Origin of the sequence: Rhizobium mesosinicum (assembly GCF_019511345.1) — a bacterium.
Lineage (GTDB): Bacteria > Pseudomonadota > Alphaproteobacteria > Rhizobiales > Rhizobiaceae > Rhizobium > Rhizobium mesosinicum.
In genome coordinates this window covers 84,000-96,846 of sequence record NZ_JAEUAK010000005.1, presented here as the reverse complement: position 1 = coordinate 96,846, position 12,847 = coordinate 84,000, and the positions used below count along the sequence as shown (strand labels likewise).

The following is a 12,847-nucleotide window of genomic DNA, read 5'->3' as shown; positions in this document are numbered from 1 at the left end:
TGGCTTCTCCGCTTCGCAAGTGCGACAGGTTGACAGCCGCCTCTTCTGTAATATCGGCGACATAGAAGAGGCGCATAGAACGCACCGATCCTTCCCCGCCAATCAGGCATACCATCAGCGGAGCAACCCATGTCTTCTCTTCCCGTCGTCGGCGCAGCCATGACGATCGACGAACTCGAAAACCATCGTGACTGGCTCTTCGAAAAGTCCCGCGATCTCGAATTGCAGAGCTTCATCGATGCCGACGTTCTGAACGGCGACTGGACGCCGCGCGCAGATCGCGCCAGGAAACTGCTCGACGGCTTCAGGGGCCGCGTCGGCATCCATGGCCCGTTCTGGGGCTTTATCATCGCCTCGCAGGATCCGGATATCCGCGCCGTCGTCTCCCGCCGCATGCTGCAGGGCCTCGATGTCTGCGCCGCGATCGGTGGCACGCACATGGTCATCCATAGCCCCTACACGACCTGGGGCTACAACAATCTCGACAACAATCCAGGCGAGCGCGAAAGCATTATCGATTACTCCCATCAGACGATGAGGCAAGCCGTGAAGCGCGCGGAGGAAATCGACTGCACGCTCGTGATCGAGAACATCGAGGACAAGGATCCGCATATCCGCGTAGCTTTGGCTGAGAGCTTCAATTCGCCGGCAGTCGCCGTCTCGATCGACACCGGCCATGCGCACTACGCCCATGGTTCCACCGGCGCCCCGCCGGTCGATTACTACGTCCATGCCGCCGGCAACCGCCTCGGCCACGTTCACCTGCAGGACGCCGATGGTTATGCCGACCGCCACTGGCCGCTGGGCCAAGGCACCGTCAACTGGCGTGCGGTCTTTGCGGCCCTTGCCAAGGTCGAAAGCAACCCGCGCCTGATCATCGAGATCAAGGACAAGTCGAAGATCATCGCTTCGGCCGAATATTTGGCCTCGATCGGCGTAGCACAGTAAATCAGGATTGCCTGGCGGCGAGTGATGTCTCGCCGCCGCCACCCTTCAGGCTGCGGCATTTTTCGGCCGCCGCGTGAAAGCGACCGGCAGGCAGAGCACATAGAAGCCTGCGCCCAACACCCAGACCAGCCCCGGAAAGACATCGCGCGAGGCGAAATAGACCGTACTGATCGCCAGTGGCCCGACGATCGAGGCAAGGCTCGTCATGCTCGCCAGCAGCCCCTGCGCGCGTCCCTGATGATCGTCGTCGACGCGCCCGGTGACCAGAGATTGCAGGGCCGGCGCACCTATGCCGCCGAGGCAGAAGAGCGGCATGAGCAGGAATGCCATCCAGCCCTGCGTCACCAGCGCGATGGTGATATAGGCCGCGCTGTCGGCGACGATGCCGATCAGCAGCGTCCGGTGTTCTCCCCATCTTTCGCTGATCGGCCCGGCGATGAAGGCCTGCACGATCGCATGGAAAAAGCCGAAGGCGGCAAGTGAGAGGCCGACCATCATCGGCGACCAGGAGAATTTGTCCTGACCGTAGAGAACCCAGATCGTGCCGCCGACTTCGCCGACGAGTGCCAGGATGAAATAGACGCCGGCAAGCGGCAGCAGCAGCCGATAACTCATCAGCCAGCGGAAATGGGCGAGTGGCGAAAACTCCTGTTTCTCGGCTTCCGCACCGGTCATGCGCGTCTCCGGCAGCAGGAGGAGCGCCATCAGCAGACTGACGGCATTGAGTGCGGCAGCAGCAATGAAGGGCAACCTCACCGAGAATTCACCCAGAACGCCGCCGATCGCCGGGCCGGCAATGAAGCCGATGCCGAAACAGGCGCTGAGCTGGCCGAAGCGGCGCGTGCGCTCGGTATCTTCGGCAATGTCCGTCACGCAGGCGGCAGCCACTGCGTTGCTGGCGCCGGTGATACCGGCGATCGCCCGACCGATAAAGAGCAGCCAGAGCGATGGCGCGAGAGCCATGAAAACATAGTCGACCGCCGCACCGGCAAGCGACAGCATCAGCACCGGCTTACGGCCGAACCGATCTGACAATGAACCGAGTACCGGGGAGAAGATGAATTGCATCAACGCATAAAGCGCCAGGAAGGCACCGAACCGCCAGCCGAGATTGTCGGTATGGCCGACATCCTGAAGCAGTCGCGGAAAGATCGGCAGGGTGAGGCCAATCCCGGCGGCATCGAGGATTACGGTGGCATAGATGACGGTAAGAGCTTTTTTCATTGGATCGTCTGAAAATTTATCACTGATAAGCCGCCGATTTCCCGCTGACGCGCCGGGCGGCCACGCATTATCACAATTGCAGCCGCGAGGCCTTCTTCGAAGCCGACCGGCGGATGATGATCGATGGCGCCGCCCGTCCTTGTCGATGGCGCCTAAGTCTCAGTCGCGCATTGCCCAGCGAATGCCGGCGGCGACAGACAGCCCCAGCAACGGCCATATTGCCCAGAATGTCCCGTGCCATGTCAGCATGTTGATAACGACGATGCCGACCCCGATGACGGCTAGCGCGGCGACGCGCTGATCGAACCGGTCCTGCCTCCGCACCCAAATCATCGCCGCCACGAAGGCGAAGGCAAGCAGCGGCCAAACCGCCCAAAACTCGCCTTCCCAAGTGATAATGTTGATGAAGACGAGTACCACGCCGATAAGAGCCAGAATGCCACCGAGCTTGCGCAGCCTGCCGCGCGGGCGCAGCGCCGGGGCGGATTTGGGTGCCGCCGTTTCGACGGACCGTTCGGGAGCGGCTGCCGGTTTCCGCGGCTCCGCGCTGATATCGCCGATGCGCACGGCATAGCGCGGCACGGCATCGGCAACATTCTTCATCTCCAGTGGTCCCAGAAAGTCGAACCCTACAGCGACCTTGTTGCGCACCTGATCGTAGACGGTGTTCGAGATCACGATCCCTCCGGCCGGCGCGGAGGCCTGCAGGCGGGCAGCGATATTGACGCCGTCGCCGTAGATATCCTCACCCTCGAGGATGACGTCGCCGAGATTGATGCCGATGCGGAAGAGCATGCGCCCGTCCATGGGTCGCGCCGCGTTCTTGCCGGCAAGTTCGTTCTGCACGTCGATCGCCGCCCGCACCGCTTCGACGACGCTTGGAAAATCCGCAAGCAGCCCATCACCCCAGGTGTTGACCACCCGGCCGCCATGCGAGGCGATAAGGCGGGACATGGCATCGCGATAATGCTTCAGCATCGCGAGTGTCCCTTCCTCATCCTCGCCCATCATGCGCGTATAGTCCTGCACGTCGGCTGCAAAAATCGTCGTCAGCTTACGGTGTGTCTCGCTCATGAAATCCCCATGCCGCCGGCGAACCCGCGGCCTCATCTACCATAGGTGGGATCGCGATCTTTAGCCCGGTAGTTCGCGCCGAACTGCCATCCCACGATCCTAGAACTGCGTAATCACGCTGATACCGGTACCTTCGGCCCTGTCGAGCGCCATCAGCGCCGGCACGGCCTCGGCAAGGCTGATGCGCCGGCCGATCAGCTTCTGCGGCGCGATCTTGCCGGCCGCGAGCATCGAAAGCATGGCGTCGTAGCGCCAGGCCTGCATTCCATGGCTGCCGTAGATTTCCAGCTCGTGGCCGATCACCTGCGCCATTGGGATCTGAGGCGTCGAGTGCTCACCGAGCATCAAACCCACCTGCACGTGCCGGCCGCGCCGGCGCAGGTTCCTGATGGAGTTGAAGCAGGTGACGGGGTGGCCGAGCGCATCGATGGAAACATGCGCGCCGCCCTTGGTGATCTCGCGCACCGCTTCCGCCACGTCGGCGACGGCGGAGGCGTTGATCGTCGCCACGGCCCCGCACTCTCGCGCAAAGGCGAGCTTCTCCTCGGATATGTCGACGGCGATCGCATTGGCCCCGAGCGCAGTCGCGATCATGATGGCCGAAAGGCCCACGCCGCCGCAGCCATGCACGGCGATCCACTCGCCCGGGCCAGTGCGCGCCTGGTCGGCGACTGCACGAAAGGAGGTGGCGAAACGGCAGCCGAGGCTTGCCGCCGTGGCGTCATCCACAGTCTCCGGCAAATGCACCAGATTGGTATCGGCATAATCGATGCCGACATATTCGGCAAACGAGCCCCAGTGGGTGAAGCCCGGCTGGAACTGGTTGGGGCAGACCTGCTGGTTGCCGGAATGGCATTCGCTGCAATGGCCGCAGCCGGAAACGAAGGGCACCGTCACACGGTCGCCGATCTTGAAGCGTACCACGCCCTTGCCGGCAGCGACGATCTTGCCGGCAAGCTCGTGCCCCGGCACATGCGGCAGGCGAATATCCGGGTCATGCCCCATCCAGCCGTGCCAGTCGCTGCGGCAGAGCCCCGTCGCGCCGACCTTGATGACCACGCCGTCTCCCGAAGGCGTCGGGTCCGGCACCGTACGGATCTCAGGCGCCTGTTCGAAGGCTTCGTAATACATGGCTTTCATCAGTTCATCTCCTCGCCCGGCCGCGTTCCCGTCAGCCATGATGGCATGTGGAAGTGGCATCCATCCAGTCGCATTTCCATCATTTTCCCTTATGGATCCATCGTTTTAGCATCATGACACACGCATCAATATTTCAATCGCAGCGCGGTCTCCGGCATTTTGTTGCTTCGATGTTTCAACCGTCAATTTGCGCTTGACCGCCCCCGACAGGGAGGATTTTGCTTTGCCGACTTCATAAGGAGAGCCGCAAATGCCCGTCGATACGTCACCTCGCACGACCACCTGGACCTATGTCGACGGAGAGTGGATTGCCGGCAACCCGCCGCTGATCGGGCCGACCTCGCATGCCATGTGGCTCGGCTCCACCGTTTTTGACGGGGCCCGCTGGTTCGACGGCATCGCGCCCGATCTCGACCTGCATTGCCAGCGCATCAACCGGTCCGCCGTCGCCATGGGGCTGAAGCCGGTCAAGACCGCCGAAGAAATCGAGGCGCTCGCTTGGGAAGGCGTGAAGAAATTCGACGGCAAGACGCCGATCTACATCAAGCCGATGTATTGGGGCGAGCATGGCTCGCCGGGCAGCGTCGTGGCCGTTGATGGTGAATCCACCCGTTTTGCGCTCTGCCTGTTCGAAGCGGCCATGGGCGGCCATGGCGGCTCCTCGCTCACCATGTCTCCCTACCGTCGCCCGACGCCGGAAACCGCGACGACGGACGCCAAAGCGGGCTCGCTCTATCCGAATAGCGGCCGCGCCATCGCCGAAGCGAAAAGCCGCGGCTTCGACAATGCCCTGATGCGCGACATGAACGGCAACGTGGCCGAAACCGCCTCCTCGAACGTCTTCATGGTCAAGGACGGCGTGGTCTTCACACCGATCGCCAACCGCACCTTCCTCGCCGGCATTACACGCCAGCGTGTCATCGGCCTTTTGCGCAAGGCAGGCTTCGACGTGCGCGAGGCAACACTCTCGGTCGAGGATTTCATGGGCGCCGACGAGGTCTTCACGAGCGGCAACTATGCCAAGGTGGTCGGCGTCAACAGGCTCGACGGCCGTCATTTCCAGGAAGGCCCGGTCACGCGCAAGGCGCTGGAACTCTACATGGACTGGGCCTACGGCCGCTCTGCGAGCGATGAATAGTGGTGGTGGTGAGAGCCGGTGCCGCGCAGCGGCAGCAATCGATCCGGTGAATCGATTGCAGGCTCGAACGCCCTAAGCCACGCGAAGGGCCAGGTGCCGCTTGGCCGGGCCAACAATGGGCGGCTATTAGATTAAAACATGATGCGATCCGGCGGCGCTGCTGCCGGATCGGCACTCCATCACGGCCGGACCGGCGAGCCGACATAACCGGCAGACTGGATATAGGCGGCCGGTGCAAAGAAACTCCCGCTGGCGTCGAAGGCCATCAGCCCTTCCTCGCTCAGCGCCGTCAACACCGCCGGCCGTGACGCGACGCGTTTCATGAAAGCGGGAAGTGCGGGAAAGCGGTCGAGATCGATTTTGATCCACGGCGACCAGTTGAGGCAGACGAAAAGATAGGCATCCGCGACCGTGAAATCCTCGCCGGTGAGATAGGGGCCGGCAAGCCTTCCATTAATCCAGTCGAGACGCTTGTGGACGACTTCCCGCATGGCGTCATGGGCCGTGGCATAGTCGGCGTTGAAAAGCATCGCCATCGGCTTGTGCAGTTCCGATGTGATGAAGTTCAGCAGGGACTGCACCTGATTGCGGGCAAAGTTGCCGAATTCCGGAAGCATTCTTCGTCCATCAGGGGAACTGTCGGCGAGAAACTGCGCGATCGCCGGTCCCTCCGTCAGCACCTTGCCGTCGTCAAGCACCAGCGCCGGCACATAGCCGTTGCCGTTGATCGAAAAATAGTCGTCTCCCTCGCTGGTCCTGTGCGTCTTTCGATCGACCGTGATGAGCTCGATATCGACCTCGAGTTCGCGGCAGATGATGTGCGGCGACAGCGAACAGGCGGCTGCATGCATATAGAGCTTCATGGCTTCTCCTCCTGCGGCGGTTTAAGACCGGCCGCATCAATCCGTTGAACATTTGTACTATTTCGCATAAAATTCCCTCGGTCAATTATTTTATGCGAAACGGTACAAAATGAGCGAGAAGAAGCGTGGTCGCCCGAGAGCCTTCGATGCCAAGGTAACGTTGGAAAAGGCGAGGGAAGTGTTCTGGGACCGCGGTTTTGCCGGCACATCGCTGGATACGCTGAGCGCCGCCACCCGGCTCAATCGTCCGAGCCTCTACGGTGCGTTCGGCGACAAGGAGGCTCTCTATCTCGATGTCATGGAGGCGTATCGGGCCGAAAGCATGGATGTGCTGGCGGATGCACTCGATCCGTCACTGCCGCTGCGCGACAATCTCGCGCGGGTTTATAAGAGCGCGCTCGAGATTTATCTTCATGGTGAGACCTCGGCGCGGGGCTGTTTCCTTATCAGCACCGCGACGGCTGAGGCGATCCAGCATGAGCGTGTTCGGGACCTCCTGAGCCGCAGTCTTGAGGATTTTGACGGTGCGATCGAACAGCGCATGGCGCTCGCCGTCGAACGCGGCGAACTGCCTGACGGCAGCGATGTCCACACGCTTGCGAGGCTTGCCTCGGCCGTCATGCATTCGCTCGCCGTGCGCGCCCGGGCCGGCGACAGCCGGAAGACGCTGGAGGCTTTGGCACAGTCCGGCGTGGATATGATCTGCGGCAAAGCCTGAGGTTCAGGCTCCCTCTTCCTTCGTCCGCACCAGCCATGTGAAGGCCGCGCCCGCCAGCAGCAGAACGCTGGTACCGAGAAAGACCGCCGGCATGCCGATATGCCCGCCGACGAAGCCACCAAGGATAGGTCCGGTGACCTGTCCCACATATTGCGAAGAAATGGACAGTCCGAGAATGCTGCCGGCGGCACTATCAGGCACATTGTGCCGGATGACGGCAGTGATGCAGGGCAGCAGCCCGCCGAGTGCCAGACCCATCAGGAAGCGCAGGCCGATCAGCTGCCATGAGGCGGTCACTAAGGCCTGTGGAATGAGCAGCAGTCCCGCGATTGCGAGCGCGCCGGCAATGACCGGCCAGTGGCCGATCCGGTCGGCAAGCTTCCCGAGCCGCGAGGCCGAGAGAATGCTGCCGAGCGCCGCCGCCGACATCACGATGCCGGCTATCATTGTCACCTGACCCTGATCAGGGACGAGTTGCGCCACATAGACGGTGATGATCGGCTCGATCGACATGTTGGCGAGCATGAGGAGCAGGCCGGTTGCCAGCATCGCGACGACAGGCCCCTTGTCGGGAATGGATTTCCAACCGCCGGAGGCCTTGGCCGCCTGCTTGCGGGCTGCCGATTTCTCCTCCTTGATCAGGAACGTGGTTGCCAGGAAGGCAATGAAGATCATGCCGCCTGCGGCCAGAAACGTGCCGCGGATGCCGATGATGGGCGGCAGTGCCCCGCCGATCAGCGGCCCGACGAGATTGCCGGCCATGATGCCGGATGAGAGCACGCCGAGCGCCCAGGCAGACCGGTCCTTCGGCGTCTGCGTCGCCACCAGCACCATCGAGCCGGAGGCATAACCGCCCGCCAGGCCCACGAAGAGGCGCAGCGCCACCAACTGCCAGACGCTGCCGGCCATTCCCATCAGCGAGATGGCGATGGTCATGCCGAGACTTGCACGCACCAGCATCAGCTTGCGCCCGTAGATGTCTCCCAGCCGGCCCCAGAGCGGCGCCACGCAGGCGGCAGCAAAGAAAGTCGCGCCATAGGCGATGCCCGACCACTGCACGATCGCCGTATGATCGCTCACGCCAAGTTCTTCCACATAAAGCGGAAGAAACGGAAGCAGCAGCGTCATCGCCACGATGGTCGTGAACGAACCAAGCAATGAGATGACGAGATTGCGTTTCCAGTAGGCGGATTCGGGCACCACCTTCGCGGCGTCCCATTGAGTATCTGTCATTGCGGATCTTCTTCGGTACAGTCTGGCGTGGCCAAGATGAAGCGATCCTCACTTTACGCACAGACCGGAATCCTGCCAAGGACTAATTCCCCCCGATCAGACCTGCCGGCAAGGGGACGGCGGTTTGAATGTCATGATTTTGCCGCTAACTGATTGCAATGTGCAATCAGTAATATGAAGGAGCAGACATGACCAATCGCGATCAACACCGCGCACAGATGCTGCGCGATCTCTACGCGGCCTATATCGCTCACCGCAAGGAAGTCGTCGGCGCGATGCTGGCTGAAGATTTCACTTTCTCCAGTCCGCAGGACAATCATATCGACCGCGCCACTTATTTCGAGCGATGCTGGCCGAAAGAGCCGGCGCTGAAAGCCTTCGACATCGAGTTCCTGACGGTTCAGGGTGATGAGGCGGTCGTCCGTTACCGTGCCGAAATGACCGATGGCAAAGCCTTCCGCAACATGGAAAGTTTCCGCTTCGACGGTAACAGGATAGCCTCGGTCGATGTCTATTTCGGCCGCAATACGGCCTAGAAGAGCCCCACCGCCGATGTCGCGATGAGGACGATTGAGACTGCGATCATCCGGTTTCACGGGCAGCCGCTTGACGGGTATCGCCCCGACGGGCGCGGCGATCGCCCCGCGATGATCGGGCCTAGTTCACACCAGCGGAGCGCCAGCATAAAGGTCATCGAGATATCAGCGTCACGGCGAATTCGGTGCTCGCTTGAGAATACGCTAGGGCTAGCGTGAAAGGTCCGTCTCGGCGTTTGGCAAGCGGCGCTTGAGGCGGATCACCTTGAAGAATCCGTTCGGAAAAACCGGCAATATTTCGATGGCATCAAAATCTCTCTTGTGCGCCCAATCGGTGATCCGGCTGAGCCGGAAAGACGAGCTCCAACCGATCCGCCGGGCGAGCGGAGCGACCGCCTCCTCGATCGCCCCCTGCAGTCCTGCGCCGTCCCCGAGCTTGCTGGCCACGATGATTTCGCCGCCTGGCCGCAAAACACGGGCGCATTCGTCCAACGCCCGTTCCGGCTCGGGGATGAGCGTGATGACGAAAGGCAGGCAGACAGCGTCGAAGGATTTGTCCTCGAAGGCCAGCGCGTGCGCGTCCATCACCTGCAATTGCCGCACATGGAAAAGCTTGTGACGATCGATTTTTTCCCGCGCCTTGGCGATCATATGTTCGGAAATGTCGATGCCCGTCACCCGGGAGCGGCGGGGATAGTGAGAGAGCACCAGACCGGTGCCGACGCCGATCTCCAGAATGTCCGTACCGGCACCAGCGGCAAGTCGCGCCAGTGTGCGATGCCCGTCGCGCAGGAGGCCGCGATAGATCCGATCATAGACCGGTGCCCAGCGCTGATAAATTTTCTGCTGGTCTTCCGCCTGATTTCGAACTTGTCCCACGCGAGCGCCTCCTCCAGACCCTGCCTTCAAACTCATGAAGGCAGGCTCCGGTTCCGGCGGCATCGCAATTCCTTGTGGCCACGCTGCTTTCATATCCCGCAGAGCGCGATACTTCCCGCGGTTCGCGCTTTCGAAGGGAGCCTGTGGCGAGAGGTGTTTTTTCCTCGAAGTCGTTGTTTTTTGATAATTCGCCGGTTGCCTGTCTGTGCTTCCCCTCCTATGTTCCGCCTCACCTGCCGATGACGCAATCTATTGCCAAGAGGAGATCTGATATGGCTTTCGAATTGCCTGAACTTCCCTATGACTACGAAGCCCTTGCTCCCTTCATGTCGAAGGAGACGCTGGAGTTCCACCACGACAAGCACCACAAGGCCTATGTCGATAACGGCAACAAGCTTGCAGCAGAAGCCGGCCTCGCCGATCTCTCTCTGGAAGACGTCGTCAAGAAGTCCTTCGGCACCAATGCCGGCCTCTTCAACAATGCTGCCCAGCACTACAACCACATCCATTTCTGGAAGTGGATGAAGAAGGGCGGCGGCGGCAACAAGCTGCCGGGCAAGCTCGAAGCTGCCTTCAATTCCGACCTCGGCGGCTACGACAAGTTCAAGGCCGATTTCGCCAATGCCGGCGCCACCCAGTTCGGCTCCGGCTGGGCCTGGGTTTCCGTCAAGAACGGCAAGCTCGAAATCTCCAAGACCCCGAACGGCGAAAACCCGCTCGTGCACGGCGCCACCCCGATCCTCGGCGTCGATGTCTGGGAACACTCCTATTACATCGACTACCGCAACGCCCGTCCGAAGTATCTCGAAGCCTTCATCGACAGCCTGATCAACTGGGACTACGTCTTGGAACGTTACGAAGCAGCTACCAAGTAAGCACTTCCAAAGCTTTGGTTTTTGAACACCCGGCGCTGCCCAGCGCCGGGTGTTTTCGTTTCTGCTGAAACAAATGCCTTCGAAGGCCGTTGACTCATTCATACCCGTATGGCTATAAGTTAATCCATAGCCAATCAGGTATGAATTCTAATGTCGAATGTTCAGGACGCACTTTTCCGGGCGCTTGCCGATCCGACCCGGCGCGCCATTTTCGAGCGTCTGTGCCGCGAAGGCGAGAAGACGGTCGGCGTTCTGACGGTCGGCGCCGGTGTTTCCCAGCCGGTCGTCTCGAAACACCTGGCGGTGCTGAGGACCGCCGGCCTCGTGCGCGACCGTCATGAAGGTCGCCAGACGCATTACAGCGCCGAGATCAAGGCGCTTGCTCCTCTGGCGGACTGGACGACGGAAATGGCCGGCTACTGGGAAGGCCGGTTCGACGCTCTGGAAGATTTGCTCAAAAGGATGGATCAATGAACGACACCGCAACTGAAGTCCGCTCCGTCGTCGTCGAGCGGGAGATCGCGTTTCCGCCGGAGAAAATCTGGCGTGCGCTGACGCAGCCGCATCTGATTGAGGAATGGTTGATGAAGAGCGACTTCAAGCCCGTGCGCGATCACAGGTTCAAGTTCACCGCCGAATGGGGCTCCGTCGATTGCAAGGTACTGGAGATAGAACCGAACAGGACCCTTTCTTACACATGGGATGCCTACGGCCTCGAAAGCACCGTCACCTGGACGCTTACGCCTGCCGGTTCCGGCACGCGTCTGCGCATGGAACAGGCAGGCTTCCGCCCAGATCAGGAACAGGCCTACCAGGGTGCCAAGTTCGGCTGGCAGCGCTTCTTCGACAATCTGCAAGAGGTTTTGGGGCGCGAAGACTGAACAAAGGCATCGGCCTGTTTGAGGAGGAAATATCAGTGAATTGGAGCAAGTCTATTCGTCAGCTTCACCGCTGGCTGTCGATCATCTTCACGCTGACGGTCGTCGCCAATTTCGCCACCATGGCCTTCGGCACGCCGCCGGCCTGGGTGGTCTATTCGCCGCTGCCGCCGCTTTTCCTGCTGCTGCTCAGCGGCCTCTACATGTTCGCATTGCCCTATTTCACCGGTCGCCGTGAGCAGGTATCGGCTGCAGGGTAGGGAATGCGGTTTTCACTGAGACCGTGGCTGGCAGCCGTCACATCGCTGTCATCCGCGGCCTCTACATCACGCCGCATGTCATCAGCCGATCTTCCCCTTTTCCGCTTCGGCATCATCGCCGATCCGCAATATGCCGCCATCGAACCTCAGGTCGAGATGGGGCGCTATTATGCCAACAGCCTCGCAAAGGTCGCAGCTGCGATCGAGACCTTCAATGGCGAGGAATTGGATTTCGTCATGACGCTCGGCGATATTATCGACCGCGATTTCAAGAGCTTCGACGATATCCTCCCAGTCTATGAAAAGCTGCGCCACGAAGCGCTCTTCCTGCTTGGGAATCACGATTTCGCCGTCGCCCCCGAAGATCTGGAAAAGGTCGTTGAGCGCGTTGGCATGCCGGCGCCTTATTACAGCTTCCGGCGCCACCGCTTCCGCTTCATCGTGCTCGACGGCAACGAGGTCAGCACCTTCGCGCCGCCGGAAAGCCATCCCTTCCGCGCCTTGGCCGAGCAGCGCCTCGCTGCCCTGCTGGCAGTTGGTGCGAGTAACGCGCAGACATGGAATGCATCGCTGAGCGACGAGCAGTTCGCCTGGCTGGCGCATGAAATCGAACAAGCGAAGGCTGCCGACGAGAAGGTGATCGTCATGAATCACTTCCCCGTCCATCCGCCTTGCGAACATGACATGTGGGACCGCGAGCGCATCGTCGCCCTGCTGTCCTCGCAGGACAATGTCATCGCCTATCTCAATGGCCACAACCATGTCGGCAATTACGGCAAGGTCGCCGGCTGCCACTTCGTCAACTTCAAGGGCGTGGTCGATACTGAGAGCGAAAACACCTTCGCCATTGTCGATGTCTATTCCGACCGGCTGGAAATCCGCGGTTTCGGCCGCGAAGAAAGCCGCACGCTGTCCTATTAAGCCGGCTCCGTCGCGATCGCCGTCGGCTGTGCCCTGCGCGAACCGACTTGATCAGCGAGGATGCGCCGCGAAAACCCTGGACGCGGGCGGAGATCGACGTGCAAATGGCGGCGATGATTGACGCCGCTTTCCTTGCCGATTTTGCCCGCAGGGAGTAACG

Annotated in this window: 15 protein-coding genes; 9 read left to right on the top strand and 6 right to left on the bottom strand. The window is 61.0% G+C overall.

All coding sequences use genetic code 11. From position 1 onward, the window contains the following. Positions 1–129 precede the first annotated feature (129 nt). Positions 130–948 carry a sugar phosphate isomerase/epimerase family protein gene (locus tag JNB85_RS14975; RefSeq protein WP_220335111.1) on the top strand — a complete coding sequence of 273 codons (819 nt, stop codon included), beginning with the start codon at positions 130–132 and terminating at the stop codon, positions 946–948. 45 nt (positions 949–993) lie between these two features. Here the strand turns inward: JNB85_RS14975 and tet are convergent, their stop codons facing one another. The 3 genes from tet to JNB85_RS14960 all read right to left on the bottom strand — a co-directional run bounded on the left by tet (position 994) and on the right by JNB85_RS14960 (position 4,386). Beyond that, a complete protein-coding gene (gene tet, locus JNB85_RS14970; protein WP_220335109.1) occupies positions 994–2,172 on the bottom strand; it encodes a Tet(A)/Tet(B)/Tet(C) family tetracycline efflux MFS transporter in 1,179 nt (392 codons plus the stop codon). Positions 2,173–2,331: 159 nt separating this feature from the next. Next, entirely contained in the window at positions 2,332–3,246 is a 915-nt protein-coding gene (locus JNB85_RS14965) for an adenylate/guanylate cyclase domain-containing protein (RefSeq protein WP_220335107.1), read from the bottom strand. 99 nt (positions 3,247–3,345) lie between these two features. Beyond that, the gene (locus JNB85_RS14960) at positions 3,346–4,386 is read right to left on the bottom strand and encodes a zinc-dependent alcohol dehydrogenase family protein (protein ID WP_220335106.1); all 1,041 of its coding nucleotides are present in this window, start codon (positions 4,384–4,386) and stop codon (positions 3,346–3,348) included. Positions 4,387–4,636: 250 nt separating this feature from the next. On the opposite strand from JNB85_RS14960, the gene JNB85_RS14955 reads away from it, so the two are divergent. Further along, positions 4,637–5,524: a branched-chain amino acid aminotransferase gene (locus JNB85_RS14955; protein ID WP_220335105.1), complete on the top strand. Its 888-nt coding sequence runs from the start codon at positions 4,637–4,639 to the stop codon at positions 5,522–5,524. Positions 5,525–5,703: 179 nt separating this feature from the next. Here JNB85_RS14955 and gstA read toward each other — a convergent pair whose 3' ends face one another. Then, positions 5,704–6,387: a glutathione transferase GstA gene (gstA, locus tag JNB85_RS14950; protein ID WP_220335104.1), complete on the bottom strand. Its 684-nt coding sequence runs from the start codon at positions 6,385–6,387 to the stop codon at positions 5,704–5,706. A gap of 109 nt (positions 6,388–6,496) precedes the next feature. On the opposite strand from gstA, the gene JNB85_RS14945 reads away from it, so the two are divergent. Further along, the gene (locus tag JNB85_RS14945) at positions 6,497–7,105 is read left to right on the top strand and encodes a TetR/AcrR family transcriptional regulator (RefSeq protein ID WP_220335103.1); all 609 of its coding nucleotides are present in this window, start codon (positions 6,497–6,499) and stop codon (positions 7,103–7,105) included. 3 nt (positions 7,106–7,108) lie between these two features. On the opposite strand, the gene JNB85_RS14940 is transcribed toward JNB85_RS14945, so the two are convergent. Continuing rightward, positions 7,109–8,338, bottom strand: a complete 1,230-nt coding sequence (locus tag JNB85_RS14940; RefSeq protein ID WP_220335101.1) for an MFS transporter — start codon at positions 8,336–8,338, stop codon at positions 7,109–7,111. 188 nt (positions 8,339–8,526) lie between these two features. Here JNB85_RS14940 and JNB85_RS14935 point away from each other — a divergent pair, with 188 nt between their 5' ends. Next, entirely contained in the window at positions 8,527–8,874 is a 348-nt protein-coding gene (locus tag JNB85_RS14935; protein WP_220335099.1) for a nuclear transport factor 2 family protein, read from the top strand. A gap of 210 nt (positions 8,875–9,084) precedes the next feature. On the opposite strand, the gene JNB85_RS14930 is transcribed toward JNB85_RS14935, so the two are convergent. Beyond that, on the bottom strand, positions 9,085–9,753 hold the full coding sequence (locus tag JNB85_RS14930) for a class I SAM-dependent methyltransferase (RefSeq protein WP_220335097.1): 669 nt from the start codon (positions 9,751–9,753) through the stop codon (positions 9,085–9,087). Between the two features lie 272 nt (positions 9,754–10,025). Between JNB85_RS14930 and JNB85_RS14925 the strand changes: the two genes are divergently transcribed. The 5 genes from JNB85_RS14925 (at position 10,026) to JNB85_RS14905 (ending at position 12,687) form a co-directional block, all read left to right on the top strand. Next, complete coding sequence (locus JNB85_RS14925; RefSeq protein WP_220335096.1) at positions 10,026–10,628, top strand: superoxide dismutase; 603 nt, start codon at positions 10,026–10,028, stop codon at positions 10,626–10,628. A gap of 150 nt (positions 10,629–10,778) precedes the next feature. Then, a complete protein-coding gene (locus JNB85_RS14920; RefSeq protein WP_220335094.1) occupies positions 10,779–11,102 on the top strand; it encodes an ArsR/SmtB family transcription factor in 324 nt (107 codons plus the stop codon). Continuing rightward, positions 11,099–11,509 carry an SRPBCC family protein gene (locus tag JNB85_RS14915; protein WP_220335092.1) on the top strand — a complete coding sequence of 137 codons (411 nt, stop codon included), beginning with the start codon at positions 11,099–11,101 and terminating at the stop codon, positions 11,507–11,509. Before JNB85_RS14920 ends, JNB85_RS14915 begins: the two co-directional genes overlap by 4 nt. A gap of 35 nt (positions 11,510–11,544) precedes the next feature. Then, on the top strand, positions 11,545–11,766 hold the full coding sequence (locus tag JNB85_RS14910) for a hypothetical protein (protein WP_220335090.1): 222 nt from the start codon (positions 11,545–11,547) through the stop codon (positions 11,764–11,766). A gap of 75 nt (positions 11,767–11,841) precedes the next feature. Continuing rightward, positions 11,842–12,687: a metallophosphoesterase gene (locus JNB85_RS14905; protein WP_220335491.1), complete on the top strand. Its 846-nt coding sequence runs from the start codon at positions 11,842–11,844 to the stop codon at positions 12,685–12,687. Positions 12,688–12,847: the final 160 nt, after the last annotated feature.

Bases quoted from the DNA above. Each gene is read 5' to 3' on its own strand.
- JNB85_RS14975 (WP_220335111.1), top strand. From the start codon at position 130: ATGTCTTCTCTTCCCGTCGTCGGCGCAGCCATGACGATCGACGAACTC.
- tet (WP_220335109.1), bottom strand. From the start codon at position 2,172: ATGAAAAAAGCTCTTACCGTCATCTATGCCACCGTAATCCTCGATGCC.
- JNB85_RS14965 (WP_220335107.1), bottom strand. From the start codon at position 3,246: ATGAGCGAGACACACCGTAAGCTGACGACGATTTTTGCAGCCGACGTG.
- JNB85_RS14960 (WP_220335106.1), bottom strand. From the start codon at position 4,386: ATGAAAGCCATGTATTACGAAGCCTTCGAACAGGCGCCTGAGATCCGT.
- JNB85_RS14955 (WP_220335105.1), top strand. From the start codon at position 4,637: ATGCCCGTCGATACGTCACCTCGCACGACCACCTGGACCTATGTCGAC.
- gstA (WP_220335104.1), bottom strand. From the start codon at position 6,387: ATGAAGCTCTATATGCATGCAGCCGCCTGTTCGCTGTCGCCGCACATC.
- JNB85_RS14945 (WP_220335103.1), top strand. From the start codon at position 6,497: ATGAGCGAGAAGAAGCGTGGTCGCCCGAGAGCCTTCGATGCCAAGGTA.
- JNB85_RS14940 (WP_220335101.1), bottom strand. From the start codon at position 8,338: ATGACAGATACTCAATGGGACGCCGCGAAGGTGGTGCCCGAATCCGCC.
- JNB85_RS14935 (WP_220335099.1), top strand. From the start codon at position 8,527: ATGACCAATCGCGATCAACACCGCGCACAGATGCTGCGCGATCTCTAC.
- JNB85_RS14925 (WP_220335096.1), top strand. From the start codon at position 10,026: ATGGCTTTCGAATTGCCTGAACTTCCCTATGACTACGAAGCCCTTGCT.
- JNB85_RS14920 (WP_220335094.1), top strand. From the start codon at position 10,779: ATGTCGAATGTTCAGGACGCACTTTTCCGGGCGCTTGCCGATCCGACC.
- JNB85_RS14915 (WP_220335092.1), top strand. From the start codon at position 11,099: ATGAACGACACCGCAACTGAAGTCCGCTCCGTCGTCGTCGAGCGGGAG.
- JNB85_RS14905 (WP_220335491.1), top strand. From the start codon at position 11,842: ATGTCATCAGCCGATCTTCCCCTTTTCCGCTTCGGCATCATCGCCGAT.